The sequence below is a fragment of the Sulfitobacter faviae genome, assembly GCF_029870955.1.
Lineage (GTDB): Bacteria > Pseudomonadota > Alphaproteobacteria > Rhodobacterales > Rhodobacteraceae > Sulfitobacter > Sulfitobacter faviae.
This window is the reverse complement of sequence record NZ_PGFQ01000001.1, coordinates 1690295-1703673: the sequence shown is the minus strand read 5'-3', so window position 1 is coordinate 1703673 and position 13379 is coordinate 1690295. Positions and strand designations below refer to the sequence as shown.

General features: G+C 66.4%; 13 protein-coding genes and 5 pseudogenes. 8 read left to right on the top strand and 10 right to left on the bottom strand.

The features are described from left to right. Positions 1-24: 24 nt before the first annotated feature. Positions 25-312 (bottom strand): YggT family protein, encoded by a 288-nt coding sequence (locus CUR85_RS08790; protein ID WP_067267829.1) that lies wholly within the window; start codon positions 310-312, stop codon positions 25-27. Between the two features lie 132 nt (positions 313-444). Between CUR85_RS08790 and CUR85_RS08785 the strand changes: the two genes are divergently transcribed. The 7 genes and pseudogenes from CUR85_RS08785 (at position 445) to arfB (ending at position 5765) form a co-directional block, all read left to right on the top strand. Continuing rightward, entirely contained in the window at positions 445-1023 is a 579-nt protein-coding gene (locus CUR85_RS08785) for an acyl-CoA thioesterase (RefSeq protein WP_067267849.1), read from the top strand. 104 nt (positions 1024-1127) lie between these two features. Further along, positions 1128-2501, top strand: coding sequence for an MFS transporter (locus tag CUR85_RS08780; protein WP_067267830.1), 1374 nt, complete (start codon positions 1128-1130; stop codon positions 2499-2501). Further along, a complete protein-coding gene (gene mepA / locus CUR85_RS08775; RefSeq protein ID WP_067267832.1) occupies positions 2498-3442 on the top strand; it encodes a penicillin-insensitive murein endopeptidase in 945 nt (314 codons plus the stop codon). The genes CUR85_RS08780 and mepA overlap by 4 nt, the downstream gene beginning before the upstream one ends. After that, positions 3415-3930 (top strand): annotated as a pseudogene (locus CUR85_RS08770) (esterase-like activity of phytase family protein); the annotation flags it as partial. The gene mepA and the pseudogene CUR85_RS08770, both read left to right, overlap by 28 nt. A 107-nt stretch (positions 3931-4037) precedes the next feature. After that, entirely contained in the window at positions 4038-4328 is a 291-nt protein-coding gene (locus CUR85_RS20135; protein ID WP_343245424.1) for an esterase-like activity of phytase family protein, read from the top strand. 63 nt (positions 4329-4391) lie between these two features. Then, the gene (locus CUR85_RS08765) at positions 4392-5012 is read left to right on the top strand and encodes a queuosine precursor transporter (RefSeq protein WP_067267835.1); all 621 of its coding nucleotides are present in this window, start codon (positions 4392-4394) and stop codon (positions 5010-5012) included. A gap of 330 nt (positions 5013-5342) precedes the next feature. Then, positions 5343-5765 (top strand): alternative ribosome rescue aminoacyl-tRNA hydrolase ArfB, encoded by a 423-nt coding sequence (arfB, locus tag CUR85_RS08760; protein WP_067267837.1) that lies wholly within the window; start codon positions 5343-5345, stop codon positions 5763-5765. 3 nt (positions 5766-5768) lie between these two features. On the opposite strand, the gene cobF is transcribed toward arfB, so the two are convergent. From cobF to cbiT, 7 genes and pseudogenes are all read right to left on the bottom strand, one after another. Further along, positions 5769-6518, bottom strand: a complete 750-nt coding sequence (cobF, locus tag CUR85_RS08755; RefSeq protein ID WP_067267839.1) for a precorrin-6A synthase (deacetylating) — start codon at positions 6516-6518, stop codon at positions 5769-5771. After that, positions 6515-6817 (bottom strand): DUF1636 family protein, encoded by a 303-nt coding sequence (locus tag CUR85_RS08750; protein WP_082852156.1) that lies wholly within the window; start codon positions 6815-6817, stop codon positions 6515-6517. Before CUR85_RS08750 ends, cobF begins: the two co-directional genes overlap by 4 nt. Then, positions 6814-7533 (bottom strand): annotated as a pseudogene (gene cobA, locus CUR85_RS08745) (uroporphyrinogen-III C-methyltransferase); the annotation flags it as partial. The pseudogene cobA and the gene CUR85_RS08750, both read right to left, overlap by 4 nt. A gap of 4 nt (positions 7534-7537) precedes the next feature. Further along, positions 7538-8859: pseudogene (locus CUR85_RS08740) on the bottom strand (cobyrinic acid a,c-diamide synthase CobB). Beyond that, positions 8856-9641, bottom strand: coding sequence for a precorrin-4 C(11)-methyltransferase (cobM, locus tag CUR85_RS08735; RefSeq protein WP_067267845.1), 786 nt, complete (start codon positions 9639-9641; stop codon positions 8856-8858). Before cobM ends, CUR85_RS08740 begins: the two are co-directional and overlap by 4 nt. A gap of 5 nt (positions 9642-9646) precedes the next feature. Continuing rightward, complete coding sequence (locus CUR85_RS08730) at positions 9647-10015, bottom strand: cobalamin biosynthesis protein (protein WP_067267847.1); 369 nt, start codon at positions 10013-10015, stop codon at positions 9647-9649. Then, a pseudogene (cbiT, locus tag CUR85_RS08725) lies at positions 10012-11192 on the bottom strand (precorrin-6Y C5,15-methyltransferase (decarboxylating) subunit CbiT). The gene CUR85_RS08730 and the pseudogene cbiT overlap by 4 nt, the downstream one beginning before the upstream one ends. 1 nt (position 11193) lies before the next feature. Between cbiT and CUR85_RS20535 the strand changes: the two are divergent. Beyond that, positions 11194-11939, top strand: a pseudogene (locus tag CUR85_RS20535) (cobalt-precorrin-6A reductase). Here CUR85_RS20535 and cobJ read toward each other — a convergent pair. Next, on the bottom strand, positions 11915-12649 hold the full coding sequence (cobJ, locus tag CUR85_RS08710) for a precorrin-3B C(17)-methyltransferase (protein ID WP_067265684.1): 735 nt from the start codon (positions 12647-12649) through the stop codon (positions 11915-11917). The pseudogene CUR85_RS20535 and the gene cobJ sit on opposite strands and share 25 nt — an antisense overlap. After that, complete coding sequence (gene cobI, locus CUR85_RS08705) at positions 12646-13377, bottom strand: precorrin-2 C(20)-methyltransferase (RefSeq protein ID WP_067265686.1); 732 nt, start codon at positions 13375-13377, stop codon at positions 12646-12648. Before cobI ends, cobJ begins: the two co-directional genes overlap by 4 nt. Positions 13378-13379 lie beyond the last annotated feature (2 nt).

Sequence of the window (13379 nt, the reverse complement as noted above, 5' to 3'; positions counted from 1 at the left end):
CGCGCGGGCGGGCCGAGCCACGCGTCAGTAGAAGGCCGCTGCGTTGTTGGTCAGCACGATCCGCGCCATGGCGACGGCGATCAGCACGATCAGGGGGGCGAGGTCCAGGCCACCCATCGGCGGGATCACATTGCGCACGCGGCTATAGACCGGCTCAAGAATGCGGTTCAGCCCGTCCCAGATCTGCGCCACCAGCGGCTGGCGCAGGTTCAGCACCTGAAAGTTGATCAACCAAGACATGATGACATGGGCGATGACGATGAACCAAACGATGTTCAAAAGCAGCATCAGGATCTGGAACAGCGACGTCATGGAATATCCCCTTGGTTTGACGCAAGACAGTTAAGCGCCCCGCCCTCAAAGGGCAAGAGTGCCGCGACGTATATGCTTGACCGCGCAGCGCTTCCGCCGCAGATCCGCGGCGTCACGACAAAGGAAAGCCCCATGTTCCCGATCATCCGCATGGCCAAAGACGTCATCGTCGCCGCGCGGCAGGCGCCGCTGGACAATCTGACCGACACCCATGTCAGCCACCACATCTGCTGGCCGCATGACCTCGATATCTGGATGGAGTTGAACAACGGGCGGGCGCTGTCGCTCTATGATCTGGGCCGCACCGCCATGGCGCAGCGGGCCGGGCTGATCACGCTGCTGCGGCAGAACAAATGGGCGATCACCATCGCGGGATCCAGCACGCGGTTCCGCCGCCGCATCCGCATGTTCGAGAAGTTCGAGATGCGCAGCCGGACCCTGTGTTGGGACGACAAGTTCATCTACCTTGAGCAATCCATGTGGAAGAAGAACGGCGAATGCGCGAGCCATGTGCTCTACCGTTCCGCCGTGACCGATCGTAACGGGCTGATCCCGCCGGAAAAGGTCTTGCAAGCGATGGGACGGCAGCAAGCTTCGCCTGAGGTGCCGGGCTGGGTGGCCGAATGGATCCGCGCCGATGCGCACCGCCCCTGGCCGCCAATGCAGGACGCGGCCCCGACCCCCGATGCGGCAGGGCCGCTTTCGGCCTGAGCCGACCGCCCTCCTCTGCCTCGCCCCCTGCCCTTACTGACGCTTGCGCCTTGCGCCCTGCCCTGCTCTAACTTGAAAAAGGGCAGGCCGCGAAGGGGCGCAACATGGCACAGACAGGCGGGCGCAAGCGCATCTGGGGATGGTATTTCTTTGACTGGGCCAGCCAGCCTTACAACACCCTGCTTTTGACTTTCATCTTCGGCCCCTATTTTGCCCAGACCGCGACCAATGCGCTGGTCGAAGGCGGGATGGAGCTTGGCGCCGCGAAAGCCCAAGCGCAGGCATACTGGGGCTATGGTCTGGCATTGGCGGGCGTCGCGATTGCGGTGCTGGCGCCGATCTTGGGCGCTGTGGCGGATTCCTCGGGGCGGCGGATGCCTTGGATCCGGCTCTTCTCGGCCATGTATGTGGTCGGCGCGGGCGCGCTGTGGTGGACGGCCCCGGCGGATTTCTCTCTGCTTTGGGCGCTGTTCTTTTTCGGCATCGGCTTGGTCGGGATGGAGTTCGCGACGATCTTTACCAATGCCTACCTGCCCGAGCTGCACCCCGACGCGGATGAGCGGGGGCGCATTTCCGGCGATGGCTGGGCCTTTGGCTATGCGGGCGGGGTGCTGGCGCTGATCGCGATGATCGCCCTGTTTCAAAGCGGCGCGAATGGGCGCACCATGGCGGGGCTGACGCCGCTTTTCGGGCTCGACCCGGCGACAAAGGCCGACACCCGCATCGTCGGGCCGCTGACGGCCATCTGGTACGCGGTCTTTATGACCCCCTTCTTTCTTTATGTGCGCGACAGGCCGAAACCCGGGGCCGTGCAGTATCGCGTGGGCGCGGGTCTTGCGGATTTGGCGCGCACCCTGCGGGGGCTGCCGAAGCATCCGTCTCTGCTGGCCTATCTCGGCTCGTCGATGTTCTACCGCGACGCGCTGAACGGGATGTATACCTTTGGCGGGGTCTATGCGCTTGGGGTGCTGGATTGGTCGATCCAAGAGATCGGCATCTTCGGCATCCTCGCGGCCATCTCGGGCGCGGTGTTCTGCGTGTTGGGCGGGCGGATCGACCGGCGCATCGGGCCGATGCCGGTGATCGTGGCCTGCTGCGTCATCCTCATCGCCACCGCCTGCCTGATCATCTCGCTGGGGCCGAATTCGGTCATGGGCGTTTCTTTGCCCGAAGGCTCCGCCCTGCCCGATATTCTGTTCTACGTCGCCGGGGCCTCTATCGGGGCGGCGGGTGGGGCGCTCCAGGCGTCATCGCGTAACATGCTGACCCGGCAGGGAAACCCCGATCGGATGACCGAGGCGTTTGGCCTCTACGCCCTCTCGGGCAAAGCCACCTCCTTTCTCGCACCGGCGCTGATTGCCCTGACCAGCGACCTCACCGGCAGCCAACGGCTTGGCATCACCCCTGTCGTAGGGCTTTTCATCGTCGGTGTGATCCTGTTAGCCTGGGTCAAACCCAAGGGAGATTTCGCCACATGACGCTGCTTCGCACCCTCACCTCCGTGGCGCTGGCCTTTGCGCTTGCCTCTTGCGGGGGCGGCCGGACCGAGACCGACATCAGCGGTGAGAAGGTCGCCCTGCCGACCATCGGCTCTTCGGGCGGCGCATTGAGCACGGTCGAGGCCAAGCGGCTTTTCGGGGCCAAGAGCTTTGCCTCCGCGCAATCTCCGGCGGCTTTCGGCAGCTATTCCAAAGGCTGCCTTGCCGGGGCCGAGCAATTGCCCGAGACGGGTCCGACATGGCAAGCCATGCGCCTGTCGCGCAACCGCAACTGGGCCCACCCCGAGATGATCGACATGGTTAAAAAGCTCAGCCGGAAGGCCGCGCAGCAGCCCGGTTGGGAAGGCGTCTATGTCGGCGATATGAGCCAGCCGCGCGGCGGGCCGATGCTGACCGGTCACGCCAGCCACCAGATCGGGCTTGATGCCGACATCTGGATGCTGCCGCCCAAATCCCTGAACCTCAGCCGGGCGCAGCGCGAGAATATCTCCTCGATCTCCATGCGCCGGGCGAGCGGGGCCTATGTGAATTCCTCTTGGACCCCTGCGCATCACGAGGTGATCAAGGCTGCGGCCCAAGACCCCCGCACCGCGCGTATCTTCGTCTTCCCCGGCGCCAAGGTGCAGATGTGCGCCGATGAGAAAGGCGACCGCAGCTATCTGCGCAAAATCCGGCCTTGGTACGGGCATCACTATCACTTCCACATCCGCATCAGCTGCCCCAAAGGCGCGCGCGGCTGTGTGGATCAGGCCCCGCCCCCGCCCGGTGACGGCTGCGCCGATGCGCGCCAGTGGCAGGCCAACATCCTGAACCCACCGAAACCGGATCCGAACGCGCCCAAAGTAAAACCCAAGCCCAAGCGCGATATCCTGCTTGCGGACCTGCCTGCCCAATGCAACGCCGTTCTGAACGCAAACTGATCCGCGCCTGCCTCCCGTTCTTTCTGCTCATCGCCTGCGTGGCCCCCGCCGCGCAGACAGGGCCGGTGGTGCAGGTGGACAGCGTGCTGACATGGCGCCATCCGGCGCCGTGGTTCGGCGGCTTTTCCGGGGTCGAGGTGAATGCCGATGGCACCCGCCTCACGGCGGTGTCGGACCGGGGCCGCGTGGTGCAAGCGCGCATGCTGCGCGAGGCGGGCCGTTTGGTCGCGCTTGAGATTGTGGAGGATGCTCCGCTCAAAGATGCCGACGGCAAGCCCCTGCGCGACAAGATGCGCGATGCCGAAGCGCTGGCGCTTGACGGCAGCGGGCAACTCTACGTCTCATTCGAGCACGACCACCATGTCGCGCGGCTGTCGCCCGAGAGCGGCGTCACCACCCCGCTGCCCAGACATGACGACTTCGCCAAGTTCGAGCCAAACGCGGGGATGGAGACTTTGGCCGCCCACCCCGATGGGCGGCTCTTTGCGACCCCGAAGGCGGCGGCCCGGCCTCGGGTGATTTCCCGCTCTATGCCTTTGACGGCAGCAGTTGGACGATCACCGCAGAGATCCCGCGCCGGGGGCCGTTCCTGCCGGTGGATGCCGATTTTGCCGAGGACGGCACGCTTTACCTGCTGGAGCGGACGATCACGCCGCTGGGGTTTCGCAGCCGCATCCGCAGCTTTAACCTCACCGCGCCTGCGCTTGGCGAAGAGACACTGCTGACCTCCGGCCCCGGTCAATATGACAACCTCGAAGCGCTCAGCGCGTGGCAGGATGCGGCGGGGCAAACCCGGTTGACCCTGCTGTCGGACGACAACTTCTTCGTCATGCAGCGCAATGAGGTGGTCGAGCTGATCCTTGCCAAACCGGGTTCCGAGGGCTAAAGCCGTCCGGTCTGCGATCCCCGCAGGCCAAGTCGCCGCACCCTTGCACAAAACGGTTCACATATGACACGCACCTATCTTCCCGGCATTCTTGCCATGGCCGCCATCGTCGTGGCCTCGAATATCCTTGTTCAGTTTCTCTTTGGCCAATGGCTGACCTGGGGGGCTTTCACCTATCCGCTGGCCTTCCTCGTCACCGATGTGATGAACCGTCTCTACGGCGCCTCTGCCGCGCGCCGGGTCGTGTTGGTGGGCTTTGTCGTGGGCCTGATCTGCTCGCTCATTGGCACGCAGATCATGGGCGAGTTCGGCCCGCTGGTGACGATCCGCATCGCCGTGGCTTCGGGCACCGCCTTCCTCGTGGCGCAGCTGTTGGACGTGACGATCTTTAACCGTTTCCGCGATGGCGCATGGTGGCGCGCGCCCTTGGTCAGCACCTTGATCAGCAGCGCGATCGACACGGCGCTGTTTTTCTCCATCGCCTTTTCGGCCAGCCTGTCGTTCATCCACCCCGCCACCGATGTGGCTTGGGCCGCCGAGACGCTGCCGCTTTTGGGCACGGGCCCGCGCGCGCCGCTTTGGGTCTCGCTCGCCGTGGCGGATTGGTCGGTCAAACTGGCCATCGCGCTGCTCGCGCTGATCCCCTTCCGGCTGCTGACCGCACGGCTGACCGCCCGCGCATGATACCGGCGCAGGGGGCCACCCCCTGCCGCCGCGCCCCTTAAAAAAAACGCTTTGCGAATTTCAAAACCTGTGCAACGCTCAGGGTGAGTTCAACAAATGTAAAGGAGGTGATCCAGTGTCAAGAAAGGTATTGGAGCGAGGTGTCGGAACAGCCAGCGGGGTTTCCTGCTAGGGCAGCCCCTGGCAATGCAACCACCTGGTGGACGTCGGTCTAACCGATCCCCCTCCTGAAACCATTCGATTGGGCCGCTCCCCAAGGGGCGGCCCATTTCGCATTCCCCCTTCACCCTCACCGCGCGGGCTGGCATGTTGCGGGGGCAAGGAGAGCCCATGCTGCACATCAACGATGACATCGCCATTCAGGATTGGGAGCTGACGGAAAGCTTCATGCGTGCCTCCGGCCCCGGCGGGCAGAATGTGAACAAGGTCTCCTCGGCGGTGGAATTGCGGTTCGAAGCTGCCACCTCGCCCTCCCTGCCGCAACCGGTCAAGAACCGGCTGCGCCGTCTGGCCGGGCGGCGCTGGACCACCGAAGGCGCATTGGTGCTGCAATGTGACGAGACCCGCAGTCAGGCCCGCAACCGCGAATTGGTGCGCGAGCGTCTGGCCGAGTTGATCCGCCGCGCCCTCACCCCGCCGAAACGCCGCATCGCCACCCGCCCGACGCTGGGGTCGAAAAAGCGCCGCCTCAAGGCCAAGAAGGTGCGCGGCGAGGTCAAAGCGATGCGCGGCAAGGTCGATCCCGACGGTTAAGAATCAGCCGCGCCGGAGCAGGTAGATGTCCATGATCCAACCATGCGCCGCGCGGGCGGCGGCACGGGTGGCGATGATGTCTTCGGCAACCTCGGCCAACGGGCCATGGCGGATGATCTCTTCGGCCATGCCGACATAGGCGCCCCACCAGATCGTCACGCCTTCCGCGTCCAACGCCTGAAAGGCGCCATCGCCATCGAGCATGATCACCAGCGTATCGACCCCTTCGGGCCAACCGTGATCGCGCAACTGCCGCCCGGTGGTCACCATGAAGGGCGCACCGATCTCATTCAGCGGGATCGCATGAGCCGCCGTCAGCCCTTGCAATGAGGTGATGCCGGGGATCACGGTGATGCGGGGCGCAGGTTCCAGCCGCGCGGCGATGCGCAGGGTGCTGTCATATAGCGACGGGTCGCCCCAGACCAGCAGCGCCACCCGCCGGGCGGTCGGATGCTGGGCCATCGCCCCGCGCCATGCCTCGGCAATCGCATCATGCCAGTGGTCGACGCGCGCCCGGTAATCTTCGATCGCCGGGTCACGCACGGGCAGATCGAAGCCGACGATCTGCACCGCTTCATTGGTCAACACCTCGTCGCAGATGCTCCGCCGCAGCCCCGCCAGATCATCCTTGCCCGCGCCCTTTTGCGGGATCAAGATCAGGTCTTGCGCGTTCATCGCCCGGATCGCTTGCAGGGTCAGATGCTCAGGGTTGCCGGTGCCGATGCCGATCAAAGTCAGTTCCAGATCAGTCATCCCGGTATCCTCGCGATTGCCTTTAAACGCAGCCCGCCAAGCACCCGCGCATCGGCGAATTTTCCGTCGGCAGAGGCGGCATAGAGCGTCACGAAACGGCGCAAATCATCCATGTCGGCTTCGGTGATTTCGCCGAACAGATAGGCCACCTTGCCCGGCGCGCGAAAGGCGACGGTCTGCGCCCGCGTGCAGCCTGACATACAGTCGATGCCTTCGACCTCCACCTCGGACAGGCCTGCGCGGACCACGTCCAGAAAGCCGCCATCGGCGGTGCAAGAGGTGCAGACGAACGCTTTCACGTCTCGAACTCGGCCAATGGTCCGTAAAAGATCAGCGCCGGCGTGGTGCTGCTGGTGCTTTCCAGATGGCGCGCCAGCGTTTCAATCGTGAAGCGCTGCACTTTCTCCGCCGGGGTCGAGACCGCCTCGGCCAGCAGCGCGGGCGTGTGGCCTGGCAGCCCGTGTTCGATCAATCGTGCGGCAAGGCCCGCAAAGGTGCGTTTGCCCATATAGACCACGGTGGTCGCCATCGGATCGGCCAAAGCGGCCATGTTCACGTCGCGCGGCAACCCTCCGGTCACATCCGCGCCGGTGATGAATTGCACGCGCCGCGCGGTCATGCGGCGGGTCAGCGGGATGCCTGCGGTGGCGGCGGCGGCAGAGGCGGCGGTCACGCCCGGCACGATCTCGAAAGGGATATCCGCCGTGCGCAGGGCGATGATCTCTTCCTCCAGCCGTCCGAACATGCCGCTGTCGCCGGATTTCAACCGCACGACCTTCAGCCCGGCTTGCGCATGATCGACCAGCACGCGGCTCACATGGTCTTGCTTGGGCGAGGCGCGCCCGGCCCGTTTGCCGACGCCGATCAGGTCCGCATCGGGCCGCGCGTGCTCCAAAATTGGGCCCGCGCTTAGGTCATCGAACAGCACCACATCCGCCGCCTGCAACCGCGCCACGGCCTTGACGGTCAAGAGCTCCGGGTCGCCGGGGCCGGAGGAGACGAAGGAAACGAATCCCCCATCACAGCGCCGCGATCATGTGAAAGAAGGTGCCCGTGGCACGCCCACCCCCCGCGAAATCGCGGACCGAGCCGGTCTCGGGCACTTCAAGGTCATTGGCATCGGTGATCCGGGCCAGCGGGGCGTCCGGCTCGGCAAGGATCGTGGCATAGTGGAACTCATGTCCGCGCAATTCGGCCCGTGCGGAATGGCCGGGGATCGGCGCGTTGAGGTCGGCCTGACGGTAGCCCAGATGCATCTTGCGTTTGGCGAAAGAGGTCTCGAGCCCCAAAAGCCCCGCCATCTCGTGCCGGGCGCCCTCTTTGTCGATGAGGCCCGCGCCCATCGCCATATAGCCCCGCATTCGCCATGCACGGGGCGGGTCTCGGCAAAGGCGCGCAGCCCGTCGCGGAATTGCGCGGCGGCAGCGAGCTTGCCGGCGTGAAGTTCCGGGTAGCCGCCCGGCAGCCAGCAGCAATCGGCGCTGTCGTCCGGCGCTTCATCGGCGAGCGGGGAGAAGGGCAGAACCTCTGCCCCCGCCGCGCGCCACCCGGCCAAAAGATGCGGATAGACAAAGGCGAAAGCGTTGTCCTGCGCCAGCGCGATGCGCTGCCCGGGCGGGGTGATCTGCGCCGGAGCGGGCGGGTTCTGCAACGTGCCCCGCGCGGCGGCCCGCAGGGCGGGGACATCGACATGGGCCGCGACGAATGCCGCCGCCTGCCCCAGCAGATCGGGCAGGTTTTCCTGCTCTCCGGCCTGCACCAGCCCGAGGTGACGCTCGGGCATTTCGATCTCCACCCGGCGCGGCAGCGCGCCGAAGACTTTGATCCCGACAGCCCCCATCCCCGCGCGCACCAGCGTCTCATGCCGGGGGGAGGCGACGCGGTTCAACACCACGCCCGCCAGTTCCACATCGGGCCGCATCTCGCGAAAGCCGAGCGCCGTGGCCGCCACCGATTGCGCCGCCCCCGATACGTCGAGCACCAGCACCACCGGCCAGCCCATCAGCGCCGCGACATCGGCGCTGGCGCCATTGCCACAGGCCCCCGGTTTGGCCACCCCGTCAAACAGTCCCATCGACCCCTCGCCAAGGATCAACTCGGCCCCATCGGCATTGCCGACCAGCCCTTCGATCCGCGCGCGGTCCATCGACCAACTGTCGAGGTTGAAAGACGCCCGGCCCGAGGCGGCCGTGTGAAAGGCCGGATCGATGTAATCAGGGCCGCTTTTGAACGGCTGCACCGCGACACCTTCGGCGCGCAGCGCGGCCAGCAGCCCCAGCATCAAGGTTGTCTTGCCGGTGCCGGAGGCCGGGGCGGAGATCAGCAGGCCGGGCGGGATCATGAGGAAGTCTCCGGAAAGCGCGGCTCGGCCCCGACAGGGCGGAAGCGGCGGTCATAATCGGCGGCGTAAAGGCGGCTCTCGCCGAAATCCTCGGCCCCGATGGCATGGCCCACGAGGATCAGCGCGGTACGGGCCATTTCCTCGCCCACTTCAGTGCGCAGGGTGGCAAGCGTCGCCTTGACGATGCGCTGATCGGGCCAGCTTGCACGCCAGACCACGGCGACGGGGCAATCGGCACCGTAATGCGGGGTCAGTTCTTCGACGACTTTATCAAGCACATGCACCGACAGGTGGATGGCCAGCGTCGCTCCAGTGCGGGCGAAATTGGCCAGGGTCTCGCCTTCGGGCATCGCCGTGGCGCGGCCCGAGGTGCGGGTCAGGATCACCGATTGCGCCACGCCCGGCAGGGTCAGCTCGGCCCCCAGTTCCGCCGCGGCGGCTGCAAAGGATGGCACCCCCGGCGTCACGTCATAGGCGATGCCCATCTCGCGCAGGCGGCGCAATTGTTCGCCCATCGCCGACCAGACCGACAGGTCGCCCGAATGCAGCCGCGCCACGTCATGTCCTGCGGCATCGGCGGCGGCGATCTCTTCCATGATATCGTCCAGCGACAGCCGCGCGGTGTTGACGATCCGCGCCCCCTCGGGGCAGTGGCTCAGCAACGCCTCGGGCACAAGCGACCCGGCGTAGAGGCAGACCCGGCAGGCCGCGATCAGGTCGCGCCCGCGCAGGGTGATGAGATCCGCCGCCCCCGGCCCGGCCCCGATGAAATGTACAGTCACGGTATCTATCCTTTCCTCTCGGCAATCGCCGCGGTGGCCATGGCATCGCCCGAAACGACGCGTTCGGCAACCAATACCGCCCCCGGCCCGGCGGCGGCCAATGCGGCGGCCTCGGACAGGGAGCCGGTGCCGAAACGGTCTTCGATCCGAGCCGATTGCGTGGGAGTTATCATGCGGGCCAAGTCTTCGGTGGTGATGCCAAGCCCCGGCACGCCCAACTCTTGCGCGAATTCGCGGAACACGGTGGCGCGGGCCTTGGCGGCTTCGGTCACCAGCGCGTCGATCTTGGTGCCATCGGGGTTGGCCCGCGCCAGCGCGTCGCGCAGCGAGGCGACGCTTGCCGCGCCCCGAAATCCGATCCCGGCCATCCTCATAAAGTCACGCTCCATTGTACCACGGGCCGCAGCGGCTGCCAGCCGCGCATTGTGCCAAGCGGGGCGGCCTGCGCCAGTTCGATCCGCAAAAGACTGCCCCATGCGCAGCGTGAAGCTGCGCCAAAAGCGCCTCGGTTTCCAGCGTCACACCGTTGGCGACCAGCCGCGTGCCCGCTGGTAGCGCAGGCAGGAGGGCATCGTAAAGCGCCGCGTTCCCGCCGCCGCCGACAAAGACCACATCCGGCAAAGGCTGCCCCGCCCAGACTTTTGGCGCGCGGCCATGAATTGTTTGCATACGCGCGTTCAGGCCGAAATCTTCGATATTGCGGGTGATATTCTCGACCCGCGCGGCGTGCTGCTCAAAGGCGATGGCGCGCCCACCGGCGAGGCAGAACTCGACCGAGACCGAGCCGCTCCCCGCGCCGATGTCCCACAGCAACTCGCCGGGCCGAGGGGCGAGGGCCGACAGCGTCAGCGCCCGCACCGGCGCCTTGGTGATTTGGCCGTCGCTGGCAAAATGGTCATCCGGCAGGCCGGGGGTGCGCGGCAGGCCGATGCCCTTGGGCAGCGCGACCCCGACCGCCACCGGCGCTTGCACATCCGTCAGATCGAAGCCATCCGCCTGCACCTCCCGCACCCGCGCATCGGGGCCGCCCAGCCGTTCGGCCACATACAGCGTGGCCGTGCCCCCGCCTTGTGTGCAAAGAAACTCCGCCAACGCCGCAGGGGCCTCCCCATCGCGCAGCAGGCAGATCATCCGCCCCTTGGGACGCAGGGCACCGCGCAGCTGCGCCAGCGGTGCGGCGTGAAGCCCGTGGCAGGTAACCTCCTCCAACCGCCAGCCAAGCGCATTGGCCACCAGCGAGAAGGTCGAGGGCGCGGGCAGGCTGTGCCATTCGTCGGGCTGCAACGCGCCGACAATGCTGCCGCCCGCGCCGAACCAGAAGGGATCGCCCGACACCAGCATCGCCACGCGCTTGCCACGCTCGGCCAACACCGGCTCGACCGAGAAAGGCACCGGCCAAGCGCGCCCGCGCGCACCTGCGCCTCCCCGCTCCAGATGACGCGGCCCGCCAAAGATCACCTCGGCCTCTGCCAGCGCCGCGCGGCTTGCCGCGGGCAAGGCATCCGCGCTATCGTCGGGCATTCCGATGATGCTGAGCCAAGGATCACCCATCATGCGCGTCCTTCTTTTGGGTGGCACCACCGAAGCCAGCGCCTTGGCCCGCGCCTTGGCCAAAGCCGGGATCGACGCGGTGTTTTCCTATGCCGGACGCACAGACAGCCCCGTGGCCCAGCCCCTGCCCACCCGCGTCGGCGGCTTCGGGGGCGTGGCGGGGCTGGTGGCCTATCTTGAGACCGAGGCGATCACCCATGTCGTCGACGCCACCCATCCTTTCGCCGCAGGGATGAGCAACAATGCCTTCGTTGCCTGCGCCCGGCAGGACCTGCCGCTGGTGCGGTTCGAGCGCCCCGCTTGGGAGCCGCAGGAGGGGACGACTGGACCTTCGTGCCCGACCTCACCGCGCTGCCCGCCGCCCTGCCCGACAGCCCGGCGCGGGTGTTTCTGGCCATCGGCAAGCAGCAACTGGCGCTTTTCGCCGCGAAACCGCAGCACCGCTACCTCCTGCGCCTCGTCGATCCGCCACGCGACCCGCTGCCGCTGCCGCGGGCGACGGTCGTGCTGGCGCGCGGGCCTTTTGACGTGGCGGGGGATACCGCGCTGATGCAGACCCATGCGATCACCCATGTCGTCGCCAAGAACGCCGGAGGCGCTGGCGCGCGGGCCAAGCTGGATGCCGCCCGCAGCCTTGGCCTGCCGGTGATCTTGGCCGAGCGGCCGAAACTGCCGGGCGAAGTGGCCGCCAATGATGTGACCGAAGTGATGCATTGGCTACATCATACCGCGCTGCGCGGCGTATAGACATAGCGCCCGACCCGCCGCGTCGCGGAATTGCCGACGATCACCACGGTGCGCATATCCGCCATTTCAGGCGTCGCCTCGCCCAGTGTGACGGTGTTGAACGCCTCTTCCGGCGTGGTCACGGCGCGGGCGAAGGTAATCAGCCGGTCCGGCCCGCATTCGGCACGCAAAATCTCCAACGCCTCGGTGAATTGATGCGGGCGGGATTTGCTGCGGGGGTTGTAGAAGGCCATCGCGAAATCCGCCCGCGCGGCCATCCGCAAACGGTGCTCCACCATCGCCCAGGGCTTGAGGTTGTCGCTGAGGTTGATCGCGCAGAAATCATGGCCCAAGGGCGCCCCAAGCCGCGCCGCCGCCGCCAGCATCGCCGTGATGCCGGGCAACACGCGGATGTCGACGCTTTCAAACGCCCCATCCCGCTCCACCGCTTCGAACACGGCCGAGGCCATGGCAAAGACGCCCGGATCGCCCGAAGACACCACCACCACCCGCGCGCCCGCCTGCGCCAGTTGCAGCGCATGGGTCGCGCGGTCCAACTCCACCCGGTTGTCGCTGGGGTGGAGGGTCAGCCCTTCGCGCGGGGCGACGCGGGCGACGTAAGGGATATAGCCGATAACGTCTGTGGCCTGCGCCAGCGCCTCGGTCACCTCGGGTGTGACAAGCGCGTCATCACCAGGGCCGAGGCCCGCGATATGAAGGATGCCGCTCATGTCTCCGCCTCCGGTCTGCGGCCTTGGCCATGGACCAAGATGATCGCGAAATAGGGGCAGTCGTCATCCGCCACGTCAGAAAGCCGCGCCACCCGCTGGTCGGGCATGGTGCCGCGTTCGACCAGCCAAGCGTCCTCCAACTTGCCCGCCGCCGCCAACGCGCGGCGCACGCTGGGCAGGTTGCGACCCGTCTTCATCACCACCAGCGCATCGGCGCGCTTCATGTGATCGGTCAACTCGGCCTCGGGCAGCGTGCCCATCAAGACGGTTACCACGTCGTCGCCCCAAGTGAAGGGCGTATCGAGCGCGTTCCAGCAGCCCACCATGCCGGGGATCGCGGGCAGCACCTCAACCTCGGCGCGGCCCTGAAGCCGGGTGTGCAGATGCATGAAGGAGCCGTAGAAGAAAGGATCACCCTCGCAGAGCACGATGACCTCGTGATCGCGTGCCAAGGCTTCTAGCCGGTCGGCCCATTCCTCGTAAAAGGCGACCATTTGGGCGCGATACTCGGGCGAATCAAAGCGCAACTCAGTGGTGACGGGATATTCCATCGCATATTCCACCACGTCGTCGCGCAGCATCCCCTCGACGATCCGGCGCGCTTGGCCCGCGCGGCCTTTCTTGCGGAAATAGGCCAGATGCCGCGCGCCGCGAATGGCACGGTCGGATTTCACACTCATCAGTTCGGGGTCGCCGGGGCCAAGGCCCGCGCAGATAACCTTGCCCATCT